The sequence below is a fragment of the Cupriavidus sp. CER-90 genome (assembly GCF_057652055.1).
In genome coordinates this window covers 932,673-957,471 of sequence record NZ_JBYGYM010000002.1, presented here as the reverse complement: position 1 = coordinate 957,471, position 24,799 = coordinate 932,673, and the positions used below count along the sequence as shown (strand labels likewise).

Annotated in this window: 22 protein-coding genes and 1 riboswitch; of the genes, 19 read left to right on the top strand and 3 right to left on the bottom strand. The window is 67.0% G+C overall.

What is annotated here, in order from left to right; translation table 11 throughout:
- Positions 1–368 precede the first annotated feature (368 nt).
- From AC24R4_RS14895 to AC24R4_RS14835, 13 genes are all read left to right on the top strand, one after another.
- On the top strand, positions 369–1,619 hold the full coding sequence (locus tag AC24R4_RS14895; RefSeq protein ID WP_400393835.1) for an MFS transporter: 1,251 nt from the start codon (positions 369–371) through the stop codon (positions 1,617–1,619).
- 228 nt (positions 1,620–1,847) lie between these two features.
- On the top strand, positions 1,848–2,399 hold the full coding sequence (locus AC24R4_RS14890; protein WP_400393837.1) for a single-stranded DNA-binding protein: 552 nt from the start codon (positions 1,848–1,850) through the stop codon (positions 2,397–2,399).
- Positions 2,400–2,717: 318 nt separating this feature from the next.
- A complete protein-coding gene (locus AC24R4_RS14885) occupies positions 2,718–3,416 on the top strand; it encodes a hydrolase (RefSeq protein ID WP_153950441.1) in 699 nt (232 codons plus the stop codon).
- Positions 3,417–3,489: 73 nt separating this feature from the next.
- Entirely contained in the window at positions 3,490–3,684 is a 195-nt protein-coding gene (locus AC24R4_RS14880) for a hypothetical protein (RefSeq protein ID WP_487523311.1), read from the top strand.
- An 81-nt stretch (positions 3,685–3,765) separates the two neighbouring features.
- A complete protein-coding gene (locus AC24R4_RS14875) occupies positions 3,766–4,734 on the top strand; it encodes a chromate resistance protein ChrB domain-containing protein (protein ID WP_487523310.1) in 969 nt (322 codons plus the stop codon).
- A gap of 19 nt (positions 4,735–4,753) precedes the next feature.
- Complete coding sequence (locus tag AC24R4_RS14870) at positions 4,754–5,953, top strand: chromate transporter (RefSeq protein ID WP_487523309.1); 1,200 nt, start codon at positions 4,754–4,756, stop codon at positions 5,951–5,953.
- A gap of 36 nt (positions 5,954–5,989) precedes the next feature.
- On the top strand, positions 5,990–6,448 hold the full coding sequence (locus AC24R4_RS14865) for a chromate resistance protein ChrB domain-containing protein (RefSeq protein WP_153946489.1): 459 nt from the start codon (positions 5,990–5,992) through the stop codon (positions 6,446–6,448).
- 418 nt (positions 6,449–6,866) lie between these two features.
- Entirely contained in the window at positions 6,867–7,655 is a 789-nt protein-coding gene (locus AC24R4_RS14860) for a transporter substrate-binding domain-containing protein (RefSeq protein WP_487523308.1), read from the top strand.
- Between the two features lie 86 nt (positions 7,656–7,741).
- Entirely contained in the window at positions 7,742–8,395 is a 654-nt protein-coding gene (locus AC24R4_RS14855) for an amino acid ABC transporter permease (protein WP_153946491.1), read from the top strand.
- Positions 8,396–8,423: 28 nt separating this feature from the next.
- Positions 8,424–9,173: an amino acid ABC transporter ATP-binding protein gene (locus AC24R4_RS14850; RefSeq protein WP_487523959.1), complete on the top strand. Its 750-nt coding sequence runs from the start codon at positions 8,424–8,426 to the stop codon at positions 9,171–9,173.
- A gap of 106 nt (positions 9,174–9,279) precedes the next feature.
- A riboswitch (cobalamin riboswitch) is annotated at positions 9,280–9,539 on the top strand.
- A 33-nt stretch (positions 9,540–9,572) separates the two neighbouring features.
- Positions 9,573–11,795 (top strand): TonB-dependent receptor, encoded by a 2,223-nt coding sequence (locus AC24R4_RS14845; RefSeq protein WP_400396327.1) that lies wholly within the window; start codon positions 9,573–9,575, stop codon positions 11,793–11,795.
- A 127-nt stretch (positions 11,796–11,922) separates the two neighbouring features.
- Complete coding sequence (locus tag AC24R4_RS14840) at positions 11,923–12,690, top strand: DeoR/GlpR family DNA-binding transcription regulator (protein ID WP_487523307.1); 768 nt, start codon at positions 11,923–11,925, stop codon at positions 12,688–12,690.
- A gap of 221 nt (positions 12,691–12,911) precedes the next feature.
- On the top strand, positions 12,912–14,654 hold the full coding sequence (locus AC24R4_RS14835; protein WP_487523306.1) for a SulP family inorganic anion transporter: 1,743 nt from the start codon (positions 12,912–12,914) through the stop codon (positions 14,652–14,654).
- Positions 14,655–14,702: 48 nt separating this feature from the next.
- Here the strand turns inward: AC24R4_RS14835 and AC24R4_RS14830 are convergent, their stop codons facing one another.
- The gene (locus AC24R4_RS14830; protein WP_400395554.1) at positions 14,703–15,500 is read right to left on the bottom strand and encodes an IclR family transcriptional regulator; all 798 of its coding nucleotides are present in this window, start codon (positions 15,498–15,500) and stop codon (positions 14,703–14,705) included.
- Positions 15,497–16,279: an IclR family transcriptional regulator gene (locus AC24R4_RS14825; protein ID WP_400395557.1), complete on the bottom strand. Its 783-nt coding sequence runs from the start codon at positions 16,277–16,279 to the stop codon at positions 15,497–15,499. Before AC24R4_RS14825 ends, AC24R4_RS14830 begins: the two co-directional genes overlap by 4 nt.
- A gap of 265 nt (positions 16,280–16,544) precedes the next feature.
- Here AC24R4_RS14825 and AC24R4_RS14820 point away from each other — a divergent pair, with 265 nt between their 5' ends.
- The 5 genes from AC24R4_RS14820 to AC24R4_RS14800 all read left to right on the top strand — a co-directional run bounded on the left by AC24R4_RS14820 (position 16,545) and on the right by AC24R4_RS14800 (position 22,264).
- Positions 16,545–17,504: an MBL fold metallo-hydrolase gene (locus tag AC24R4_RS14820; RefSeq protein WP_400395558.1), complete on the top strand. Its 960-nt coding sequence runs from the start codon at positions 16,545–16,547 to the stop codon at positions 17,502–17,504.
- Between the two features lie 211 nt (positions 17,505–17,715).
- On the top strand, positions 17,716–19,470 hold the full coding sequence (locus AC24R4_RS14815) for an FAD-dependent oxidoreductase (protein ID WP_400396643.1): 1,755 nt from the start codon (positions 17,716–17,718) through the stop codon (positions 19,468–19,470).
- A 44-nt stretch (positions 19,471–19,514) separates the two neighbouring features.
- On the top strand, positions 19,515–19,724 hold the full coding sequence (locus AC24R4_RS14810) for a DUF2783 domain-containing protein (protein WP_400396641.1): 210 nt from the start codon (positions 19,515–19,517) through the stop codon (positions 19,722–19,724).
- Positions 19,725–19,828: 104 nt separating this feature from the next.
- On the top strand, positions 19,829–21,190 hold the full coding sequence (locus tag AC24R4_RS14805; RefSeq protein WP_487523305.1) for an MFS transporter: 1,362 nt from the start codon (positions 19,829–19,831) through the stop codon (positions 21,188–21,190).
- A gap of 156 nt (positions 21,191–21,346) precedes the next feature.
- Entirely contained in the window at positions 21,347–22,264 is a 918-nt protein-coding gene (locus AC24R4_RS14800; RefSeq protein ID WP_153946501.1) for a glutamate/aspartate ABC transporter substrate-binding protein, read from the top strand.
- Between the two features lie 120 nt (positions 22,265–22,384).
- Here AC24R4_RS14800 and AC24R4_RS14795 read toward each other — a convergent pair whose 3' ends face one another.
- Positions 22,385–23,281, bottom strand: coding sequence for a MurR/RpiR family transcriptional regulator (locus AC24R4_RS14795; protein ID WP_400394898.1), 897 nt, complete (start codon positions 23,279–23,281; stop codon positions 22,385–22,387).
- Positions 23,282–23,464: 183 nt separating this feature from the next.
- On the opposite strand from AC24R4_RS14795, the gene AC24R4_RS14790 reads away from it, so the two are divergent.
- Positions 23,465–24,790 carry an aspartate aminotransferase family protein gene (locus AC24R4_RS14790; protein WP_400394900.1) on the top strand — a complete coding sequence of 442 codons (1,326 nt, stop codon included), beginning with the start codon at positions 23,465–23,467 and terminating at the stop codon, positions 24,788–24,790.
- The last annotated feature ends 9 nt before the right edge of the window (positions 24,791–24,799 follow it).

The window sequence follows — 24,799 nt, the reverse complement described above, 5'->3', positions numbered from 1 at the left end:
CCTGCGAGCAGGTCGGTCCCGCGGAAATTCGATGTGCCTGGCCAGACGCTTGGGGCGCCCCCGACAAGGGCGCCAGCCCGCCGCTTCACGCACATTTCAGGCCTGGCCGCAGCCGGACGTGATGGAACAAGCGCGAGAAGCAAACCTGCTAATATACCGAACTTCGGTTTCCGGGGTTACCCGGCGCCAAACGGACTGAAGACGGCGACGTGCCGGCGGGGCCGCAGGCATCGCGGCAGCGTCTGTTGCGTGGATGTCTGCGATGCCAGACAAGGCAAGGTCCGGGGCAACTTCCGGGCGCCAGCGCGTGTCGAAGCTGCCAGGCTGACCGAGCCCGCGACCGAGCCAGAATTCCACCCACGACCGCAATGCCGTCGATCCCCCCTTCCTCACCCAGTCTTTCCAACGAGCCCACGCGCACCGAAACCGTGCGCGACCGCATGACCCGCGGCGAGTTGCACGCCAGCCTGTCGCTGGCCAGCATCTTTGCGCTGCGCATGCTGGGACTGTTCCTGATCCTGCCCGTCTTCGCCGAATACGCGCGGACGCTGCCCGACGGGCACGACGCACAGCGCGTGGGCGTGGCGATGGGCATCTACGGCCTGATGCAGGCCTTCCTGCATATCCCGCTGGGCTGGCTGTCCGACCGCGTGGGCCGCAAGCCGGTCATGGTGGCCGGCCTGCTGCTGTTCGTGGCCGGGGCGCTGGTCGCCGCCTTTTCCGACACGTTGACCGGCATCACCATCGGCCGCGCCCTGCAGGGCATGGGCGCGATCTCGGCGGCCATTACCGCCTGCATCGCCGACCTGACGCGCGAACGGCATCGTACAAAAGCCATGGCGATGGTTGGCGGCAGCATTGGGCTGACGTTTGCGCTGTCGCTGGTGATTGCGTCGCCGCTGCTGCACAGCATCGGCATGTCGGGCATCTTCGGGCTGATGGGCGTGCTGGGCGCCCTGGCCATCGGCGTGACGCTGTTCGTGGTGCCGAACCCGCCGCCGCCCCATCCGGTGCAGATGCCGTTTCGCAAGGTGCTGCTCAATGCCGACCTGATCCGCCTGAACGTCGGTGTGCTGGCGCTGCATGCCAGCCAGGTGGCGATGTTCATGGTGGTGCCGGCGATGCTGGGCGATGCCGGCATGCCGCTGGACCAGCACTGGAAGGTGTACCTGCCCGTGGTGCTGGTGTCGTTCCTGCTGATGCTGGCGCCGATGATGGCCGCCGAACGCTACGGCAAGGTGCGGCCGGTGCTGCTGGCGTCGGTGGCGCTGATGACTGCCGTGCAACTGCTGTTCGCCACCGTGCATGGGCTGTGGCCGATCGTGGGCGTGCTGCTGCTGTTCTTCGTGGCGTTCAACGTATTGGAGGCCATGCAGCCATCGCTGGTGTCGCGCTACGCGGCCGCCAGCCGCGGTGCCGCGCTCGGCGTGTACAACACCACGCAGTCGCTGGGCCTGGCCCTGGGCGGCGTGGCGGGCGGCTGGCTGCTCAAGCACGAGGGCCGTCCGGCGGTGTTCGTGGCCTGCGCGGCGGTGCTGCTGCTGTGGCTTATAATCGCCTGGAGCATGAAGGCGCCGCCGGCTCGCAGCAAGGAGGGCGCCTCGGCAGTGGCGGCTTAGACACAAATTTTGACCTATCCGCAAAAGCCCGACACGCTTTTTCCCGGCATCGGCGGTAGCATTCGACACGCGCCCGACGGAGTATTCCGAACGGCGCGTGATGTCGTTTACGGTCGTCCAGTGATGGGCCTGTGCCGGGTGGCGGTCGCGGGCCCGATTCATTTTCTGCGAATCTCGCACTACGTTTAACGCCGCGCTGAAAGGGCGCGGTCCTTGGAGAACTCTTATATGGCATCGGTCAACAAAGTCATCCTCGTCGGCAACCTGGGCGCCGACCCCGAAACCCGCTACATGCCCAGCGGCGACGCCGTGACCAACATCCGGCTCGCGACGACCGACCGCTACAAGGACAAGCAGAGTGGCGAGTTCAAGGAAGCGACCGAATGGCACCGCATCGCCTTCTTCGGCAAGCTGGCCGAGATCGCCGGTCAATACCTGCGCAAGGGTTCGTCGGTCTATATCGAAGGCCGCATCCGCACCCGCAAGTGGCAGGACCAGTCGGGCCAGGACAAGTACAGCACCGAAATCGTGGCTGACCAGATGCAGATGCTGGGCGCCCGCCAGGGTGGCGGCGGCGGCGACGAAGGCGGCTACGGCGGCGGTGCCGGCGGTGGCGGTGGCTACAGCCGCGAATCGCAAGGCGGCGGTGGCGGTGGCTACGGCGGCGGCCGCGGCCAGGGCGGCCAGGGCGGCGGTGGCGGCCAGCAGGGTGGCCAGCGCCGTCAGCAGCAGGCCCCGTCGAATGGCTTCGAGGACATGGACGACGATATTCCGTTCTGATCCCGCCTCATACCGGTTGTGACGATGAGCCCCGCCCCGTGCGGGGCTTTTTCTTTGGTCTGTCCGTCCTGTGCGCAAGTATCGATAAGCCGGCCTCCGCCGGCTTTTTCGTTTCTCCCGCATTGCGAAGCCAGTCACCCACCAATATTCAATAATTTTGAATGACTATGACGACGATAGCCCACTTTGTGCGGGAGGCTGGTGGCTATAGTTCTGCACATGGACAGCGCGGCCACGCAGCGAACCCCGCGAAGCGAAGCCAGCGCCGCCCGATCATCCCTCAAACTTGTTGAATCATTTTTAATGCCGGAGCCCATCATGTCGAACGCCAAACTGCAAGTCCTGACCCCGCGCAACAGCCAGCTGATCATCATCGACCACCAGCCCCAGATGGCCTTCGGCGTGCAGTCGATGGACCGCCAGACCATGAAGAACAACGTCGTGGGCCTGGCCAAGGCTGCCAAGATCTTCGACGTGCCGACCACCATCACCACCGTCGAGAGCGAATCGTTCTCCGGCTACACCTACCCCGAACTGCTCGACGTCTTCCCGGGCAAGGAAACGCTCGAACGCACCTCGATGAACTCGTGGGACGACCAGAAGGTGCGCGATTCGCTGGCCGCCAACGGCCGCAAGAAGATCGTCGTGGCGGGCCTGTGGACCGAAGTCTGCAACACGACCTTCGCGCTGAGCGCCATGCTCGAAGGGGATTACGAGATCTACATGGTGGCCGACGCCTCGGGTGGCACCACCAAGGAAGCGCACGACTACGCCATGCAGCGCATGATCCAGGCCGGCGTGGTGCCGGTGACGTGGCAGCAGGTCCTGCTGGAATGGCAGCGTGACTGGAAGAACAAGGAAACGTACGACGCGGTGACGGGCCTGGCGAAGGAACATTCGGGCGCCTACGGCATGGGCATCGACTACGCCTACACGATGGTGCACAAGGCCGCCCAGCGCACGCAAAGCGCCCATCCGTCGATCGCCCCGGTGCATGCGCCGGTGATCGAGTACTGAAATCCCCTGGGGGTGGCGCGGCATCGGAGCCGGGCCACCCGGAACAAGCGCACAGGCAAAAGGCGCAACCGCTATGACACGCCCTCAACAAATCGGTCGCAAGCTGGAAATGGCCGCCGTCGCCTTTGCGACGGGATTCTCGTCGCATGGGCACACCTCGTCGTCCCTTGGCATGCTGGCCGGGACGCTGGCGGTGTGTGCCCTGGTCGCCCGCAGCGCGCTCGGCAGGCGCCCCGCCACCACAGGACTGGCCTGGGCAGCGCATTGATCGCCTGGCCGGGAGCGTACCCCCGTTGTAGAGCTTGTGACAGACTTGAAGTGCATGTTGCGGCCATCTACGATGCCCGGCATGGACACTTTTCATTCCGCCACCTGGCGGCTCCTGGTCATCAGCCTGCCGACGTCGGCAGCCACGGCCCGCATGCGGTTCTGGCGCGCGATCAAGGCGCTGGGCGGCGCGGCGCTGCGCGATGGCGTCTACCTGGTTCCGGACCGGCCTGAACTGCAGCCGCCGCTCCAGGCGCTTGCCGACGATGCGGCGGATCAGGATGGCAAGGTCTGGCTGCTATCGGTCGTGGCCACGCAGGAACAGGAAGCCGACTATCGGCGGCTGTTCGATCGTTCGGCCGAATATGCCGACTGGACCGCTGAACTGGCAGCTGCCCGCGAGGCCATCACGGGCCTGGGCGAAGCCGAGCTGTTGCGCGTCGCGCGCCGGTTGGGGCGTGGCTATGACGCGATCCGGAAGATCGACTTCTTCCCCGGCGAGCCCGCGGCGATTGCCGAGGCAAAGTGGCGCGATTTCAATGCCGCCGTGGATGCCGCGCTGTCTCCCGGCGAGCCGCACGGCGTCTCCGGTGCCATCGCCAGGCGCGATCCCACGCAGTACCAGGGGCGCTGCTGGGCCACGCGCAAGCACCTCTGGGTAGACCGCGTCGCGTGCGCCTGGCTGATCCAGCGTTTTATCGATCCGCATGCCAGGTTCCTGTGGCTCGATGACGTACGGCAGTGCCCGGCCGATGCGCTCGGATTCGATTTCGACGGCGCGACGTTCACGCATGTCGGCGACCGCGTGTCGTTCGAGGTGCTGATGGCGAGCTTCGGGCTGGACGAGGACAAGGGGCTGGCCAAGCTGGCGCAACTGATCCACGTGCTCGATGTCGGTGGGGCGCCGGTTGCGGAGGCCAGCGGCTTCGAAGCCGTGCTGACCGGGGCACGCACCCGTATGCCGGACGACGACGCGTTGCTGCGCGATATGGGCCCGGTACTGGATTCCCTTTACACCCACTACGGCAGCGCCAGCCGCCGCAAGCGGTAGCACCCTGGGGACATCGCACATGAATCCGCAAGACACGACCCCCACCGGGGACATCGGCCAGGACGGCCCCCGCTATGGCCTCTGGCAGCTGGTCTGCTACATGCTGCGCCTGGGCACGCTCGGCTTTGGCGGGCCGGTGGCGCTGGCCGGCTACATGCATCGCGATCTGGTCGAGCGCAGGCAATGGATCACCGACGGGGACTACAAGGAGGGCATCGCGCTGGCGCAACTGGCGCCCGGGCCGATGGCCGCGCAGCTTGCCATCTATCTGGGCTATGTCCACTACCGCATCGTCGGCGCCACGCTGGTCGGGATTGCCTTTGTGCTGCCGTCGTTCCTGATGGTGCTGGCGCTGGGCTGGGCCTATACGAAGTTCGGCGGCCTGACGTGGATGCAGTCGGTGTTCTACGGCGTCGGCGCGACGGTGATCGGCATCATCACGCTCAGCGCGTACAAGCTGACCAACAAGAGCGTGGGCCGGGACCCGTTGCTGTGGGCCATCTATCTGGTGCTGGGCGCGGTCACGGTCATCACCGAATCCGAAATCGCCTGGCTGTTCCTGGCCGCCGGGCTGCTGGTCTGGTTCTGGCGCGCGCCGCCGAAGTGGCTGCGCGAGCGGGGCGTCAATGCCGTCGCCGCCGCGCAGTTGCCGATGGCCGGCGGGTTCGCCAGCAGCCTGGACTGGCCGCTGCTGATGCAGATCGGCGTGTTCTTCGCCAAGGCCGGGGCGTTCGTATTCGGCTCGGGGCTGGCCATCGTGCCGTTCCTGTACGGCGGCGTGGTGACCGAGCACCACTGGCTCAATGACAAGCAGTTCGTCGATGCCGTGGCCGTGGCCATGATCACGCCCGGCCCCGTGGTGATTACCGTGGGCTTCATCGGCTATCTGGTGGCCGGCCTGCCCGGCGCGGTGGTGGCCGCGCTGGCCACGTTTCTGCCGTGCTATCTGTTTACCGTCATCCCGGCGCCTTACTTCAAGAAGTACGGCAAGCGGCCGGCCATCATCGCCTTCGTGGACGGCGTGACGGCCGCGGCCGTCGGCGCCATCACGGGCGCCGTGATCGTGCTGGCCCGGCGCTCGCTGGTCGATGTCCCGACCGTGGCGCTGGCCGTGGTGACCGTGTTGTTGCTCTGGCGTTTCAAGAAACTGCCAGAGCCGGTGATCGTGCTCGGTGCGGCCGTGATCGGGCTGATCGTCTATCCGCTGCTGCGCGGCTGATGTCAGCCGGCGTCGGCGGATGTTCAGGAGCCAATCATGAAATGGATCACGCGAGAACGCCCCAAGATCGACCGGATTGCCTGTCCCTGGCTGGTGGCCCGGTTTATCGATCCTTCGCCGGAGTTTCTGTATGTGCCCGCCGGCGACGTACTGGCCGAAGCGCAGCGCAGCGGGGCGATTCCCTACGACATACCGGGCGTCGAGCTGTCGCACGAAGGCGACCTGTGCAGTTTCGACGCCTTCCTGAAGAAGTACGGCCTGGCCGACCCCTCGCTCGACCAGCTTGCCGCCATCGTCCGGGGTGCCGACACGTCGCGGCTGGACCTCACCCGCGAGTCCGGCGGCCTTTATGCGATATCGCTGGGCCTGTCGCAGACCTTTGCCGACGACCATGACATGCTGCGGCAGGGCATGGTGATGTACGACGCCCTGTACGCCTGGTGCAAGCACTGCCAGGCCGAGACCCACAACTGGCCGCCGATCATGCCGGCCTGAACGATCTCCCCAAAAAGTGCTTTTCAGGTATCAATCGCAACACGGATGACATCAGGCGCGGCGCCGATCCCGGCCTGCCGCGCCGTGCGTCCCTGTAGAATGTCGGCCTGTTGGCTGGCCACCCGGCGCTGCCCATCGGTCAACCCGGTGGGCCAGGACGCCAGATGGCCGATGGCTCACGCGTTCAGCGACCTCTGCGGATCGCCTTGCCGAATCGCCTGGATTCCGCGCCCACTTCCCGATATTCACACCATGCCGGCCCCCAACCCGGCGCGGCGGGGCAATTGTGCGCGGCGCCCGGGCATTGCCTGGCTGTGAGCGCCAGTTGCGCCAACGGGCGCGAATGGTGCCGGTGGCGGCGATCCTGCCATCGGTGCGGCGGCACGCGTTGCCGCACCCTTAATCTCTCCTCGACATCATGAAAAAAATAGCAGCCGTTCTCCTGATCTCCGGTCTTTCGTTGCTGGCCGCCTGCGGCAAGAGCGACCCGACGCCGGCGGCAAAGCCTGCCAGCGCCAGCACCAGCATCGTCGTGGGCCTGGACGACAACTTCCCGCCGATGGGTTTCCGCGATGCCAACAACCAGCTGGTCGGCTTCGACATCGACATGGCAAAGGAAGCGGCGCAGCGGCTTGGCATGGCGGTGGATTTCAAGCCGATCGACTGGAGCGCCAAGGAAGCCGAACTGAACGGCAAGCGCGTTGACGTGCTGTGGAACGGCCTGACGATCACCGAGGACCGCAAGAAGAACATCAGCTTCACCGCGCCGTACATGACGAACCACCAGATCGTCATCGTGACCGAAAAGTCGCCGATCCAGACCAAGGCCGACCTGGCCGGCCGCATCGTTGGCGCACAGGACGGCAGCAGCGCCGTGGACGCGATCAAGAAAGAGGCAGCCGTGGCCGCCAGCCTGAAGGAACTGAAATCGTTTGGCGACAACGTGACGGCGCTGATGGACCTGTCGGCAGGCCGGCTGGACGCCGTGGTGGTCGACGAAGTGGTGGGCCGCTACCTCGCCAGCAAGCGCGCCGGCGAATACCGCATCCTGACCGAGAACTTCGGCACCGAAGACTACGGCGTGGGCGTGCGCAAGGACGACGGCGAACTGCTGGACAAGCTGAACAAGACGCTGGCTTCGATGAAGCAGGACGGCACGGCCGCACGCATCGCCACCCAGTGGTTCGGCGCGGACATCACGAAGTAAGGACAGCCACCTTGCAGGCGGCGCAGGGTTCGGGAAAGCAAGCAAATTGCACCGGCCCTGTTGCACCTGCATCGTAATGTTTCAGCATGGACTACGTTCTTTCTCTCCTGCCTCCGATGATGGAAGGGGCCAAGGTCACCTTGACCCTGTTCGCCATCACGCTCGGGCTGTCGGTGCCGCTGGGCCTGGCGCTGGCCCTGCTGCGGATTTCGGCGTGGGCGCCGGTCAGCGGCCTGGTGAATGGCTATATCTGGCTGATGCGCGGCACGCCGCTGATGCTGCAGATGCTTTTCATCTATTTCGCGCTGCCGTTCGTGCCGTATGTCGGCATCCGGCTGCCCGATTTCCCCGCTGCGGTGGTCGCGTTCGCGCTGAACTACGCGGCGTACTTCGCCGAGATCTTCCGGGCCGGCATCCAGTCGGTGGAGCGCGGCCAGTACGAGGCCAGCAAGACGCTTGGCCTGAGCTACTTCCAGACCATGCGCCGGATCGTGCTGCCCCAGATGATCGGCCGCGTGCTGCCCCCGGTGAGCAACGAGACCATCACGCTGGTCAAGGACACCTCGCTGATCTACGTGCTGGCGCTCAATGACATCCTGCGCACGGCGCGCAGCATCGTGCAGCGCGATTTCACGACAACCCCGTTCCTGGTGGCCGCCCTGTTTTACCTGGTGATGACGCTGGTTCTGACGTGGCTCTTCCAACGCCTCGAAAAACGCTATGCAAGATACGATCAATGAGAACACAGGCGTGCGCGAGCGCCCGTTGATGGTGTCGGCCCGCGACATTCACAAGTCCTTCGGCGCGCTGGAGGTGCTCAAGGGCGTGTCCCTGTCGCTGCGCAAGGGCGACGTGACCGCCGTCATCGGCCCATCGGGCTCGGGCAAGAGCACGCTGCTGCGGTGCATGAACCATCTGGAATTGATCGACCGGGGCACGCTGGAAATCGAGGGCGAAGTGCTGGCGGCCACCGACGCCGGCGGCGTGCGCTACGCCAAGGGTGCCGATCTGCGTCGTATTTGCGCCAGGATGGGCATGGTGTTCCAGTCGTTCAACCTGTTCCCGCACCTGACCGTGCTGCAGAACCTGATCGAGGCCCCGATGACGGTCAAGGGCATGCCGCGCGACCGCATCGTGCCGCTGGCCGAGGATCTGCTGCGCAAGGTCGGCCTGTTCGACAAGCGCGACAGCTACCCGTCGCGTCTGTCGGGCGGCCAGAAGCAGCGCGTGGCGATTGCCCGCGCGCTGGCCATGGAGCCGGACATCATGCTGTTCGACGAGCCCACGTCGGCGCTCGACCCCGAACTGACCGGCGAAGTGCTGCGCACCATGCGCCAGCTGGCCGACGAGCACATGACGATGCTGGTGGTCACGCACGAAATGGGTTTCGCGCGCGAGGTGGCCAGCCATGTGGTCTTCATGGACGGCGGCAAGGTGGTCGAGGAGGGCCCGCCGGCGCAGCTGTTCGGGGCGCCCGTTCAGGCGCGGACGCGGGAATTCCTGACGCGCGTGTTCTGAGGCGTGGGCCGGCCCCCACGGCCGGCACGCCGGGCGCGTGTCGTTTTGTCGCGTTTGTATCAAGGCTGTTGCAGGTAGAATGCGCCCCGCGGCACACGGCCCTCGTGTGCCGACCGTGACTGCAGGTGCCGGCGAGCCATTCGCCGGTTAAACGGGAAACAGGTGCGTCGCCGATCGTCCAGATTTCGACGAGAGCGGCCATGCCTGTGCTGCCCCCGCAACGGTAAGCAGGTTGGGAACCGTCAGGCCGATCCATCCGGGTCGGCGGTCACTGCGCCAGCACATGGCGCGGGAAGGCGATGGCATCCCCGGCGCGAGAAGCGCCGCCCTGCAAGCCCGGATACCGGCCTGTTGTCATCATCGAAATCCATTGCCCGGGCGGGGTCGCCCGGCTTCACGATGACACACCATCTGTCCGCGCATTCCGCCGGCCGCTCGCGCTCGGCCCCGTTTCGCCCTGGCGCCGCGCGTGCGCGCCGGCCACATCTGCTGGCGGCCTCGCTTGGCACCGTCGCCAGCCTCAATTTCCCCGGTGCATGGGCCCAGGAGGCCGCTTCCGACCGGAAGGCAGGCACGTTGCCGGCCGTCACGGTCAGCGGGGCGGCTCAGCTTGACCCGCCCGGGCTGGCCCTGTCCACGCCCGAATACACAGGCAGCCGCCTGGGCCTGACCCCGCTGGAAACGCCGGCCAGCGTCGAAGTGCTCGGCGGCGAGACGATCCGTGCGCGCGGCGACCAGTCCGTGCGGGAAGCGGTGACGCGGGCCACCGGCATCACCGGCAACCCGGCGCCCGGCAACGGCGGCACGTCGCTGACGGCCCGTGGCTTTGCCGGCCAGGGCTCGGTCATGCAGCTGCTCGACGGCACGCGCATGTACGTGGCGTCGGGCACGGTCACATTCCCGTTCGATACCTGGTCGGTGGATCGCATCGAAGTGCTGCGCGGGCCGGCATCGGTCATGTATGGCGAAGGGGCGATCGGTGGCGTGGTCAACGTGGTGCAGAAGAAGCCGATCCGCGGGCCCATCGAGAACGAACTCCAGATCGCGGGCGGCACCGAGAAGACCGCGCGCGTGGCGTTCGACAGCGGCGGCAAGGTCAACGACAACCTGTCGTACCGCTTCGCCACCGCCTACAACCGCTCGGCTGGCTGGGTCGATCGCGGGGATTCGAACAACCTGATGGTGTCGGCGTCGGTGCGGCTGGACGTCAATCCGGACTTCAACCTGACGCTGTCCTATGACGACGGCACCCAGCATCCGCAGCAGTACTTCGGCGTGCCGCTGGTGAACGGCAGCCTGGACACGTCGCTGCGCAAGAAGAACTACAACGTCGGCGATGCCCAGATCCGCTACCGCGACCGCTGGACGCGCCTGAACGCCGAATGGACGCCCAACGACCGCGTCACGGTGCGTAACCAGTTCTATTACCTGACCAGCCATCGGCATTGGCGCGATAGCGAGACCTACGCGTTTCTGCCGGCAACCTCGCAGGTGCGCCGCACCGACTATCTGGAAATCCTGCACGACCAGGAGCAGGTGGGCAACCGCGCGGACCTGACGGTCAAGAGCCGGCTGTTGGGGCTGGAGAACGCCACGACGGTCGGCTTCGACATCAACAAGATCAACTTCACGCATTCGAACAATTCGCCGTATGGCGGAGCGTCGACGGTCAATGCGTACGACTTCGATCCGGGGATGTTCTTCAGTCCGCCGGGCATCGTCACCTCGCCGCGCCTGCGGACCAACACCACGCAGTACGCGCTGTTCGGCGAGCATCGTATTTCCTTTACGCCGCAGTGGTCGGTGATCGGCGGCGTGCGCTTCGACCACGCCCGGCTGTACCGTACCGATCTGGTCGCCAACACGGGGTGGGAGAAAACCTTCGCCAATACCACGTGGCGCGTGGGCACGGTGTACCAGTTCACGCCGGCGCTGTCGGTCTACGCGCAGTACGCCACGGCCACCGATCCGCTTGGTTCGCTGGTGACGACCAGCGACGCGCAGCGCAATTTCGAGCTGGCCACCGGCAAGCAGGTGGAAGTGGGGGTGAAGCAGGCGTTCTGGGGCCATCGCGGCGAATGGACGGTTGCGGCCTACGAGATCCGCAAGAACAACCTGCTGTCGCGCGACCCGGTCAATCCGACCATCACCCAGCAGGTGGGCGAGCAGTCGTCGCGGGGGCTGGAGGCATCGGCCAGCGTGGAAGTGCTGCGCGGCCTGCGCCTGGACATCAACGGCACGGTGCTGCGGGCACGCTACGACGACTTCACCGAATCGGTGGGCGGCGTGGCGGTGTCGCGTGCCGGCAATGTGCCGACCAGCGTGCCGCAGCAGGCGGCCAACGCCTGGCTGAGCTGGAACTTCATGCCGCAGTGGACGTTCGCCACGGGCCTGCGCTACGTGGGCGGCCGTTACGCGGACACCGCCAACAAGGTGCGCGTGCCGAGCTATACGACGGTCGATACCGCGCTGTCGTGGCGCGTGACCAGGCAGGCGGCGCTGACGCTGCGCGTCTACAACCTGTTCAACCGCGACTACGCCGAATCGTTCTCGAACGGCGGCCAGCAGTGGCTGCTGGGCCGTCCGCGCTCGGCGGAACTGTCGGCGAACTTCTACTTCTGAGTGGCATCGGGCGGTGGGTAGCCGCCCAGCCCGGCCCCCCAGGCGGGGGGGGGCAAGACTGTCACGGAAGTGTCATATCGCGCGCTTACATTTCGTTCGACCATGCAACGTGAGCGAATGAGCGTCGATGAGCCTGACCCTGCGGCAACGTGAAATCTTCGGCTGGCTGAATGATGCCGGCTACCTCAGTACCGAACAACTGGCCAGCCGCTTTGGCGTCAGCAGCCAGACCATCCGGCGCGACATTAACGAATTGAGCGTGCAAGGGCTGGCGCGACGCATGCACGGCGGGCTGAGCCTGCCGGCCAGCCAGCACAACATCAGCTACCTGCAACGCAGTACCGCGCATGTGGAGCGCAAGCGGCGCATTGCCGAGGCAGCCATTGGCATCGTCGAGGCCGATGCCACGGTGTTCCTGGGCTATGGCACCACGGTGGCCGACTTTGCCCGCGCCCTGCCGGACGACCTGCCGCTGCGCGTGATCACCAACAACCTCGGTGCCGTGCATGCGCTGGCTGACAAGCCCCGCATCGAAACCTGGGTCACGGGCGGACGGCTGCGTGCCGGCGATTTCGATGTGATGGGCAGTGTCACCCTGGATTTTGTCCGACGTTTTCGTGCGCATGTGGCGATCTGCGGCGCCGCCGGCATCGACGCGGACGGTACGTTCTACGAATTCCAGCCGGAGGAGGCCGAATTGAGCCAGGTGTTGCTGTCGCACAGCCATCTGCGCGTGCTGCTGGCCGACAGCAGCAAGTGCCTGCGCCACGCGCCGTGCCGCGTGGCCGGCCTGGACCAGATCGACCACCTGTTCACAGACGCCGAAGCCACCGACGCGCTGCCATCGTTGCCGGCCCTGTGCGAGCGCGCCGGCGTGGCGCTGCATCTGTGCTGAGCCCCCGGCACCGCCGACTCGGCGGGCGTCTTCCTTCGTCGCCGATACCGGATCGCCTCGATTGACGGGCTGATCGCCCGGGCCCCCCGGCGGGGCCGTACGTGGGTGCCAGCTGAAGGGGGGTGTGTCATGCGACACATTCGTGCGCTTGCTTTGGCGCATGCGGGACCTATGCTGAATCACACCGATCTCCGGCGTGTCACCAACACAAAAAGGGTCCCATGGCATCCACCGCGCCTACTCCAACGCCCGCCCACGCGCCGGCCCCCCACTGGCTGCGCTGGCTGCCCGGACTGGCCATGCTGCGCACCTACGAGGCAGCCTGGCTGCCGCGTGACCTGGCGGCGGGGCTCGTGCTGACCACGATGCTGGTGCCGGTGGGTATCGCCTATGCCGAGGCGTCGGGCGTGCCGGGCGTGTACGGGCTCTACGCGACCATCATCCCGCTGCTGGCCTACGCGCTGTTCGGGCCAAGCCGCATCCTGGTGCTGGGGCCCGATTCCGCGCTGGCCGCGCCGATCCTGGCGGTGGTGATTGGCATGTCCGGCGGCGACCCGATGCGCGCGGTGGCCACCGCCAGCCTGATGGCCATCGTGGCCGGCCTGTTCTGCATCGTGCTGGGCCTGCTGCGGCTGGGGTTCATTACCGAACTGCTGTCCAAGCCGATCCGCTACGGCTATATGAACGGCATCGCCCTGACGGTGCTGGTCAGCCAGTTGCCAAAGCTGTTCGCCATCAAGGTCGACGATGCCGGGCCGCTGCGCGAGCTGTGGTGGCTGGCGCAGGCCATCGCTGACGGCAAGGCCAACTGGTACAGCTTTGCCGTGGGCGCGGCCAGCCTGGTGTTGATCCTGTTCCTGAAGCGATTCGAACGCGTGCCGGGCATCCTGATCGCCGTGGTGCTGGCCACGCTGGCGGTCAGCGTGTTGCGGCTCGATCACCAGGGCGTGAAGGTGCTGGGCGAGATCCCGCAGGGGCTGCCGACGTTCGCGCTACCGTGGTTCAGCGGCGTGGATATCGTCCGGGTCGCACTGGGCGGCTGTGCCGTGGCGCTGATCGCCTTTGCCGATACCAGCGTGCTGTCGCGCACCTATGCCGCGCGCACCCATACGCGGGTGGACCCGAATCAGGAGATGGTGGGCCTGGGCGTGGCCAACCTGGCGGCCGGGCTGTTCCAGGGATTTCCGATCAGCAGCAGCGCGTCGCGCACGCCGGTGGCCGAGGCTGCCGGCGCCCGCACGCAGCTGACTGGCGTGGTCGGCGCCATTGCCGTGGCGGCCCTGCTGCTGGTGGCGCCCAACCTGCTGCGCTACCTGCCCAACAGCGCGCTGGCCGCCGTGGTGATCGCGGCGGCCATCGGGCTGTTCGAGTTCAAGGATCTGCAGCGCATCTATCGCATCCAGCAGTGGGAGTTCTGGCTGTCGATGCTGTGCTTTGCCGCCGTGGCCGTATTCGGCACGATTCCGGGCATCTGCCTGGCCGTGGTCCTGGCCGTGATCGAATTCCTGTGGGACGGCTGGCGGCCGCATTTCGCGGTACTGGGCCGGGTGTCGGGCCTGCGCGGCTACCACGACCTGAAACGCTATCCCCATGCGGCGCTGATCGACGGGCTGGTGCTGTTCCGCTGGGACGCACCGCTGTTCTTTGCCAATGCCGAACTGTTCCAGCAGCGCCTGACGGAGGCCGTGGAGGCGGCGCCGAAGCCGGTACGCTGGGTGGTGGTGGCGGCCGAGCCGGTCACCAGCGTGGACGTCACGTCGGCCGACATGCTGCGCGAACTGAGCCAGAACCTGGCCGTGGACGGCGTGGCGCTGCATTTCGCCGAAATGAAGGACCCGGTCCGCGACAAGCTGCGGCGCTTCGAGCTGACCGAAACCTTCCCCAACGCCTGCTTCCATCCCACCGTGGGCAGCGCCGTGGACGACTATCTGGCCAGCATCGGCGCCCGGAAACTGGACGAATGACGATGGGGCGAGGCACGGCCGGCGGCTGGCGCGGGCGGGTATGCCGCGTCAGCCCCCGCTGGCGCCCATCGCCCCGAACCGCCACGACAACCGCCGCGCCGCCTGCCTGACCAGCTGGGCCACCTCGCTGTCCAGCGCGCTGTCGAAGCTGCCGCTGCTGCCCATCACGGCGATGACCAGCGCCAGCGCGCCGGTGTGGTCGAACACCGGGGCGGCCAGGGTGTCGATGCCGGGCACGGGGCGGCTGACGGCGTTGTCGATGCCGTCGTCGCGGATCTGGCGCCAGCGCGGGATGGCGGCCTGCCGTGTCGCCGTATCCACGGGCACGCCCGCCATGCGGATCGCATCCTGCGCCAGCGCCTGGGTCAGTACGTCATCGGGCAGATGGGCGGCAAACGTGCGGCCGATGGCCGTGTTGACCATCGACAGCACCGTGCCCACGCGCAGGCTGACGTGCTGCGGACGCGACGCTTCTTCCAGCCGGATCACCGTGGGCCCCAGGGGCCCGAACACCGCCATCGCCACCGACAGGCCAGTGGCATGCGCCAGCGCCACCACCTCGGGCTCGGCCTCGCGCGTGGGCGACAGGCGCTGCAGCGCCACCAGGCCCATTTCCAGCGCCAGCATGCCGGCCTCGAAGTCGCCGTCGGCATTGCGCGTCAGCAGGCCGATTTTCTGCAGGCTGACCAGATGCGGGAACGCCTTGGCCGGCGCCATGCCGGCGGCGCGCGCCAGTTCGCCAAGCGAAAGCGGACGGCCGGCGTCGGCCAGCGCATTGAGCAACTGGCCGGTATTGTCGAGCGACTGGATGCCGCGCTGGGGTTTGCTGTCTTCCAGTTCGGTCATGTCGCCTCCATTGCCCGCGCGATGTCGTCGATGGCCCCGCGCAGCGTGCGCGCCACCGGGCCTTGCCAGTCGACGTCGATGGCGCCCGTGGATCCGATGGCGGTCAGCACCAGGCGCAGCGCGCCGTCGGCATCGAGCAGCGGCATCGCCAGGCTGCTGACGGCCGGGCTGGGCGTATCGATGCTGCGTTCCATGCCGCGCTGGCGCACGGCGGCCAGTTGATCCATGAAGGCGGGCAGGGTATCCGCGGAAGACGCACCAGCCTCTTGCTGGCGCCAGATCGGCTGCCAGTGCGCTGGCGGCTGGAACGCGCAGTACGTGCGGCCGGTGGCCGTGGTGGCCAGGGCCATGACCGTACCCACATGCAGGTTGACGTGCAGCGGCGACCCGGCGGACGCGTAATGGACGATGGTCGGCCCCTGCGGCGTGGGCAGGCTGACGGCCACGTTCCAGCCGATGGCCGAGGCCAGCGCCTGCACGTGCGGCACGGCCGCCCGGTACGCCGGCGTGTGGTCCAGATGCAGCATGCCCAGGCGCAAGGCCAGCGGCCCCGGTTCGTAGCTGCCGTCGAGATGATCGCGCTTGATGAGCCCCAGGCGCGTCAGGCTGACCAGGTAGGTATGCGCCTGCGCCGGCGCCAGTTGCGCGGCGGCGGCCAGTTCGGCCAGGGCCAGCGGCCGGCGTGCATCGGCCAGCGCCTGCAGCAGGCGGCCACCCACCTCCACGCTCTGGATGCCGCGCTGTGTCTTGCCGGCGGATTCGCCCGGGGGTCTTGCCATGCCTGCGTGCTGCCCTGTCTGTCGGAAAGAGCCCAATGGTACGCGATGCATCGCCAGCGGGCGGCCTCTCAGGCGCATGGCGCGGCGCCTCGGCATCGGGGTTTTCCCGCGTCGCCTACGCTGCGACAAGGCTTGGCGGGTAATTTAGCAAATAGCAATCGTATTTGCCATTGACTAAAAATGGCCATCTTCCTAAGATTCATTCACGCCGATCCCCCCGCGTGATCGCCCGACCCATCCCCCTACACAAGACAACGAGGCAGACATGGCAAAAGCATTCGCATCCCAGGCCGACCTGGAAGCCAAGCAGATCACCTTCACCCAGCTTTCGGAAAACGCCTGGGCCTATACGGCCGAGGGCGACCCCAATTCGGGCGTGATCATTGGCGACGACGGCGTGATGATCGTGGACACCACCGCCACGCCGGCCATGGCGCAGGACCTGATTGCCCGCATCCGCGAGATCACCGACAAGCCGATCAAGTACGTGGTGCTGTCGCACTATCACGCCGTGCGTGTGCTGGGCGCGTCGGCCTACTTTGCCGAGGGCGCGCAGCAGGTCATCGCCAGCCGTGGCACCTACGAGATGATCGTGGAGCGCGGCGAGGCCGACATGAAATCCGAGATCGAACGCTTTCCGCGCCTGTTCGCCGGCGTGGAAACCGTGCCGGGCCTGACGTGGCCGACGCTGGTTTTCGAGCGCGAGATCACGCTGTTCATGGGCAAGCTCGAAGTGCGCATCGCCCACCTGGGCGCGGGCCACACCAAGGGCGACACCGTGGTGTGGCTGCCGCAGCAGAAGGTGCTGTTCTCGGGCGACCTGGTCGAGTACGACGCCGCCTGCTACTGCGGCGACGCCCAGCTCGAACAATGGCCGGCCACGCTGGACGCGCTGGCCGCGCTGCAGCCCGAAAAGCTGGTGCCGGGCCGCGGCCCCGCGCTGACCACCCCGGCCGATGTGGCCAAGGGTCTGGCCTACACCAAGGATTTCGTCTCCACGCTGCTGCAGGCCGGCCGCGAAGCCGTGGCCGACAAGCTCGACCTGAAGGCCGCCATGGCGCATACGCGCAAGGCGATGGACCCGAAGTTCGGCCACGTATTCATCTACGAGCACTGCCTGCCGTTCGACGTGTCGCGCGCGTTCGACGAGGCGTCCGGCATCACGCATCCGCGCATCTGGACGGCGCAGCGCGATCAGGAGATGTGGGCGGCGTTGCAGGCATAAGCCGGCATAGGCAGGCGCAAGCCGGTGCAAGCCGGTGCGATGGTCTTCTCCCCTCTTCCGCACGGCGGGAGAGGGGCGGGGGAGAGGGCAGGGCAGTTCCACTGGCCACAGGTAGCAAGCAGAACCGCCAGGCCTCTCCCCCAACCGCTCTTCCACTTCGCGGGACAGCGGAGCAAAAGAACGCAACCACATACAAGTGGACGGAGACACCATGAGCAGTACCGAAGTCGAGATCGACTACCAGAAGCAGACGTACGCCTACGTGCCCTGTGCCGAGCAGCAGGCGGGCCACCGGGCCGAGGGGCCGCATCCCGTGATCGTGGTGGGCGCGGGGCCGGTGGGGCTGGCCACCGCGATCGACCTGGCGCGCCACGACGTGCCGGTGGTGCTGGTCGATGACGACTGCACGCTGTCCACCGGCTCGCGGGCGATCTGCTTTGCCAAGCGCACGCTGGACATCTTCGACCGCCTGGGCTGCGGCGACCGCATGGTCGACAAGGGCGTGCGCTGGCATGTGGGCAGGGTGTTTCTGCAGGACCGCCAGATCTACGCGTTCGACCTGCTGCCCGAGGCCGGCCATCGGCGTCCGGCGTTCATCAACCTGCAGCAGTATTACGTCGAGGGCTACCTGCTCGACTGCGCGCGGGCGATGCCCAATATCGACATCCGCTGGAAGAGCCGCGCGGTGGCCGTGGCACAGCACCCCGACCACGTGGCGCTGACCATCGAGACGCCCGACGGCTGCTACACGCTGTGCGGCCGCTACGTGGTGGCGGCCGACGGCTCGCGCAGCCCGCTGCGCAAGATGCTGGGGCAGGAAAGCCATGGCCACACGTTCCGCGACCGCTTCCTGATTGCCGATGTGAAGATGGAGGCGCCGTTTCCGGCCGAACGCTGGTTCTGGTTCGACCCGCCGTTCCATCCGAACCAGTCGGTGCTGCTGCACCGCCAGCCCGACAACGTCTGGCGCATCGACTTCCAGCTGGGCTGGGATGCCGACCCCGTGGCCGAGAAGGCGCCCGAGCGCGTGATCCCCCGCGTGCAGGCGCTGCTGGGCCCCGACGCGAAGTTCGAACTGGAATGGGTCAGCGTCTACACGTTTGCCTGCGTGCGCATGGACAGCTTCCGCCATGGCCGCGTGCTGTTCGCCGGCGATGCCGCGCACGGGGTGTCCCCCTTCGGCGCGCGTGGCGCCAACAGCGGCGTGCAGGACGCCGAGAACCTGGCCTGGAAACTGGCCTATGTGCTGCAGGGCAAGGCGCCCGACAGCCTGCTGGACACCTACGCCAGCGAACGCGAATACGCGGCGGACGAGAACATCCGCAATTCCACGCGCGCCACCGATTTCATCACGCCGAAGAGCGCGGTCAGCCGGGTGTTCCGCGATGCCGTGCTGACGCTGGCGCGCGATCATGCGTTCGCGCGGCAGCTGGTCAACAGCGGTCGCCTGTCGGTGCCGGCGGTGCTGCACGATTCGACACTCAACACGGCCGATGCCGATGCATTCGGCGGCGCCATGGCGCCGGGGGCGGCATGCGTGGACGCACCCGTGGCCGATGCGGCCGGCAAGCCGTGGCTGCTGCAGCACCTGGGCAGCGCGTTCGTGGTGCTGGTGTTCGGCCCGCCGGCCGGGCTCGATGCCGCGCAGGCCGAGGCGCTGCGCACGCTGCAGCAGGGCGGCATTCCGCTGCGCGTGGTGTTTGTCACCGACCCGGCCATTTCGGCATCGGCACAGGCCTGGCCCGGTGCCACGGTGCTGCGCGATGCCGAGGGCCTGGCCGCCAGCCGCTACGACGCGCGTGCCGGCACCTGCTACCTGATCCGGCCGGACCAGCACGTATGCGCACGCTGGCGCGGTGTCGATGTGGCGGGTATCGCCGCTGCACTGGCCCGTGCCACCGGCAACGCGCCGGTATCCCGGACCCTGACGCCCTCCGCCCCGGTCCAGGCAGCGGCCCTGGCCTGAAGCCCTGAAGTCCTGAACCCAGCCATCCGAAGGAGACAGGCCCCATGCCGCTCAATACCGCCCCCAACCTTGCACGCCCCGACGACTTCTACGAGGCGTTGATCGACATGCACCGCGACCTCGACGACGCCGCCAGCCAGGCCGTCAACGCGCGGCTGATCCTGCTGCTGGCCAACCATATCGGCGACCACGACACACTGGTCGAGGCCATGCGGCTGGCCCGTGCGGCAGCCGAAGCGCCCGCGCCGGCCTAGTTCCGCCTAACCACCACCGAATCCGCGATCGACCTCCGCAGGGGCGCAATCCGACGCCCCGGGGGCGACTCGCGCCTGCCACCCTGCTGAATCCGGAGACAACCATGCACACCCAGAGCCTGGGCGCCGCCCCCGCATTGCCCGACATCTCGTCCGCCCCCTTGCCACACAGCCTGCCGCTGCCGCAGGAAGACGCGCTGTACCGCAAGGTCTGGCTGCGCATCATCCCGTTCCTGTTCGTCTGCTACGTGGTGTCGTTCCTGGACCGCATCAACATCGGTTTTGCGCAGTTGCAGATGAAGCAGGACCTGGGCTTCAGCGATGCGATGTACGGCCTGGGCGCCGCCGTGTTCTACGTGGGCTACGTGCTCTGCGAGGTGCCCAGCAACATGCTGCTGGCGCGTTTCGGGGCGCGCCGGACATTCACGCGCATCATGGTGCTGTGGGGCGTGGCGTCGGTCGGCATGATGCTGGTGTCGCAGCCGTCTCACTTCTATTGGCTGCGCTTCCTGCTGGGCGTGTTCGAGGCGGGCTTCTTCCCGGGCATCGTGCTGTATCTGACCTACTGGTTTCCGGCGCGCCGCCGTGCCGCGGTGATGGCGATCTTCTTTGCCGGCGTGGCGGTGGCCGGGGTGCTGGGCGGGCTGGTGTCGGGCTGGATCATGCGCGACATGGCCGGCGTGCTGGGCCTGCACGGCTGGCAATGGATGTTCGCCATCGAAGGCGCGCCGGCCGTGCTGCTGGGGCTGGTGGCGGCGTTCTGTCTGGTCGATGGCCCGCGCCAGGCGCGCTGGCTGACGCCTGCCGAGCAGGACTACCTGGTGGCGCAGCGCGCGGCCGGCACGCAAGGCCAGGGCGGCCGCGCCCATTCGCTGCAGGCGCTGGGTCAGGCGCTGCGCCATCCGCGCCTGTACCTGTTCGCGTTCATCTATTTCGCGCTGACCTGCGGATCGCTGACGCTGTCGTTCTGGATGCCGCTGATGATCCGGGACTTCGGCATCCGCGACGTGATGGCGATCAGCCTGTACTCGGTGATCCCGAATGCGATCGGCGCGGTTGGGCTGATCCTGATCGCACGCCGCTCCGACCGGCTGGGCGAGCGCCATGGACACTTCCTGTGCTGCACCGCCGGCGGCGCGCTGGCCCTGGCGGCGCTGACGCTGCACGTGCCGAGCCTGGGCGTGTCGCTGGCGATTCTCTCGGTGGCGGCCGTGCTGATCTTCGCCGCCTTGCCGATCTTCTGGTCGCTGCCGCCCTGCCACCTGCCGGCCCAGACCGCCGCCACGGGTATCGCGTTCATCTCCAGCATCGGCATCACCAGCGGCATCGTCAGCCCCTGGGTGATCGGCCAGATCAAGACGCACACGGGCAGCATGGACAACGCGCTGTACCTGCTGGCGAGCCTGCTGCTGGCAAGCGGACTGGCCATGTGGAAGGGCATTCCACGCACCCCGGCAGCGCACTGACCGCCCGGCCGCACCGCCACATTTCCCCAAAGCCGGGCGCCGCATGCCCGACTTCGGGGAAAATCCATTTGTTTCATGGTTATCCATGATGGAACACTTGTTGCTCAATGACTAGCATTGCAACAGCTGACGCTTTCATTCAACAGGAGTGTTTCCATGACCCAGTCCTTCCCGATCCGTGCCGCGGTGCTGCTGGCCGCGTTCAGTGGCGCCGGTTCGGCGCTGGCCGCCGACGCAGCGGCGGTGGCCGCCAGCCCGACGCTCAGCAAGATCAAGTCGTCCAACACGATCGCGATCGGGCACCGGACGTCGTCGATTCCGTTCTCGTATTACGACGCCAACCAGAAAGTGATCGGGTTTGCCCAGGACATCTGCGACCGCGTCGTCGATGCCGTCAAGAAGGAAACCGGGTCGCCGAACCTGCAGGTGCGCATGGTCCCCGTGACATCGCAAAATCGCCAATCGCTGGTGCAAAACGGCACGGTGGACCTGGAATGCGGCGTCACGACCAACCTGAAGTCGCGCCAGCAGCAGGTGGCGTTCTCGACCACATACTTCGTGGCCGGCACCCGGCTGCTGGTCAAGAAGGGCAGCCCGGTCCACGACTTCGCGGACCTGGCCGGCAAGTCCGTGGTGACGAATGCGGGCACGACGTCGGAGCGCATCCTGCGCAAGCTCAACGACGAAAAGGGCGCCAACATGACGATCCAGAGCGCCAAGGACTACGGGGAATCGTTCCTGATCCTGCAGTCGGGCCGCGTGGCCGCATTCATGATGGACGACGTGCTGCTGTCCGGCGCCCGCACCCTGGCGCCCCGGCCCGACGACTGGGCCGTGGTGGGCACGCCGCAATCCTTCGAAGCCTACGGCTTCATGATGCGCCGCGACGACCCCGGCTTCAAACAGGTGGTGGACAACGCCATGACGGGCCTGATGCGCAGCGGCGAGATCAACACGCTCTACGCCAAGTGGTTCCAGAAGCCGGTACCGCCGAAGAACATCTCGTTCGACCTGCCGCAGAGCGAGCAGATCAAGAAGGCGTATGCGAATCCGAACGACGAGGCGTTCGAGTAAGCGCGGCTACCAAGACGATTCTGGCGTTGTGCGTGGCCTGGCCGCACCACTCGTACTGTCTGCAGCCACGCCGTCGGCCGGAACCGCTTCGCTTTGCCGTGCCGGCGCCGCCCAAAGCGGCTATGGCAAATATGCCCCCGTACGATGAAGCTGCCCCTCGGTCTGCTCCAGCGCCCGGATCGCCCCCTTGCCCTTGCGGGCCAGCAGTTGCTCGACCAGCGCCTCCACCATCGTCACGCCGGACGTAATCGACGGGAAGAACGATGGGCTGTCGATGGCGAACAGCAGCGTGCAGTCGGCCTCCAGGGCAATCGGGGCCACGGTGCTGTCGGTCAGGGCGATGACCTTGCAGCCGGCCTCGCGCGCTGCCTGGGCCACGCGCAGGCTTTCGTGCGAGTAGGGCGCGAAGCCGGCGACCAGCACGGCGTCGCGGGCGTTGAGCGCGCGCAGTTCCATTTCCAGTGTGCCGGCGTCGCCGCGGATCAGTCGCACCGAGCTGCGGAACAGCCCGTAGATGTAGTGGAACGTGAATGCGATCGGAAAGCACGAGCGGAAGCCGGCCACGTGCACGATGGGCGCGGCGGCCAGCAGGTCGGCGGCGCGGGGCAGGGTGTCGGCATTGTTGGCCAGCAGCGCGTCGAGGTTGTGGTGCTGCACCTCGATCATCTCGGCCAGCATCTTGCCCGGGCCGCTGGGCTTGTCCGAATCCTTGACAACCTTGCGCGCGCGGCGCGCGTACGGCTGGCTGCCGCCCTCGCGCACGGCCGTCACGAACAGCTCGCGCAGACCCTGCCATCCGTCGAACCCCAACGACTGCGACAGGCGCACCAGTGTCGCCGGCTGCACACCGGCATTGGCGGCCACCTTGCGCATCGACTGGATGGCGATGTCGCGCGGATGGTCCAGCAGATAGCGCGCGCCGCCCTGGAACTGGACGCTGAGATTCGGAAATTCCGTGCGCAGTCGATCGAGCAGGGCGTCGAGCGATTCGGGAGGGCTGGGCTGGTCGTCGGACATCGATGTGATGAAAAAGCGGGATTTGCAACGATTGTTGCATAGCTCGCCGGCCGGTGTTGGCGGAATCGTGGGAATCGTATGTTTCGTAGAGTCGTCTACGTGAAACAGTTGTTGCGTAGCCCGTGTGTTGTTCCTATACTGGCTACCTGTTTCGCGCCCCACGCGCTTTCTTGCACGCCGACCATGACGCACGTCTTCCATCGCAATCCCAAGCAAACCTTGCCTGTCGCCGTTGGCGGCAAGGGTATCGAGCTGTTCGACAGCAACGGCCGCGCCTACCTGGATGCCTCGGGCGGTGCGGCGGTGTCGTGCCTGGGCCACGGCCATCCGCGCGTGATCGCGGCGATCAAGCAGCAGGTGGATACGCTGGCCTACGCCCACACGTCGTTCTTTACCACCGAGGTGTCGGAAACGCTGGCCCAGACGCTGGCCGATGCCGCACCGGGCGACCTGAACCACGTGTACTTCGTGTCGGGCGGCTCCGAGGCCGTGGAAGCCGCGCTGAAGCTGGCGCGGCAGTATTTCGTCGAGACGGGCCAGACGCAGCGCCGCCATTTCATCGCGCGCCGCCAGAGCTATCACGGCAACACGCTGGGCGCGCTGGCCATTGGCGGCAACGCCTGGCGCCGCGAGCCGTTCCTGCCGCTGCTGGTGCCCGCGCACCATGTGTCGCCGTGCTATGCCTATCGCGACCAGGCTGCCGGCGAGACCGACGTGCAATATGCACAGCGCCTGGCTGACGAGCTGGAAGCCAAGATCCTGGAACTGGGGCCCGATTCGGTGGCCGGCTTCGTGGCCGAGACCGTGGTCGGGGCCACGGCCGGCGCGGTGCCGCCGGTGGCGGACTACCTCAAGCGCATCCGTGCGGTGTGCGACAAGTACGGCGTGCTGCTGATCCTGGACGAAGTGATGTCCGGCATGGGCCGCACCGGCTATCTGTTCGCCTGCGAGGAAGACGGCGTGGTGCCCGACATCGTGACCATCGCCAAGGGCCTGGGCGCGGGCTACCAGCCGATCGGCGCGATGATGTCCACCGCACGGATCTACGATGCCATCGTCGGCGGCAGCGGCTTCTTCCAGCACGGACATACCTATATCGGCCACGCCACCGCTTGCGCGGCTGCGCTGGCCGTGCAGCGCACGATTGCCGAGGACAAGCTGCTCGACAACGTGCTGGCGCGTGGCGAACAGCTGCGTGCACGGCTGCGCGAGGCGCTGGGCAGCCATCCGAACCTGGGCGACGTGCGCGGCCGCGGCCTGTTCGTCGGCGTGGAGTTCGTGGCCGACCGCGCCACCAAGGCTACGCTCGATCCGGCGAAGAAGACCCACGCGGTGCTCAAGCGCACCTGCATGGAGAATGGCCTGCTGGTCTACCCGATGGGCGGCACGGTCGATGGCATCCATGGCGACCACGTGCTGTTCGCGCCGCCGTTCATCTGCACGCCGGCCGATATCGACAACATCGTCGACCGCTTCGTGCAGTCGGTGAACACTGTGCTGCCGGCCTGAGGAACGAAC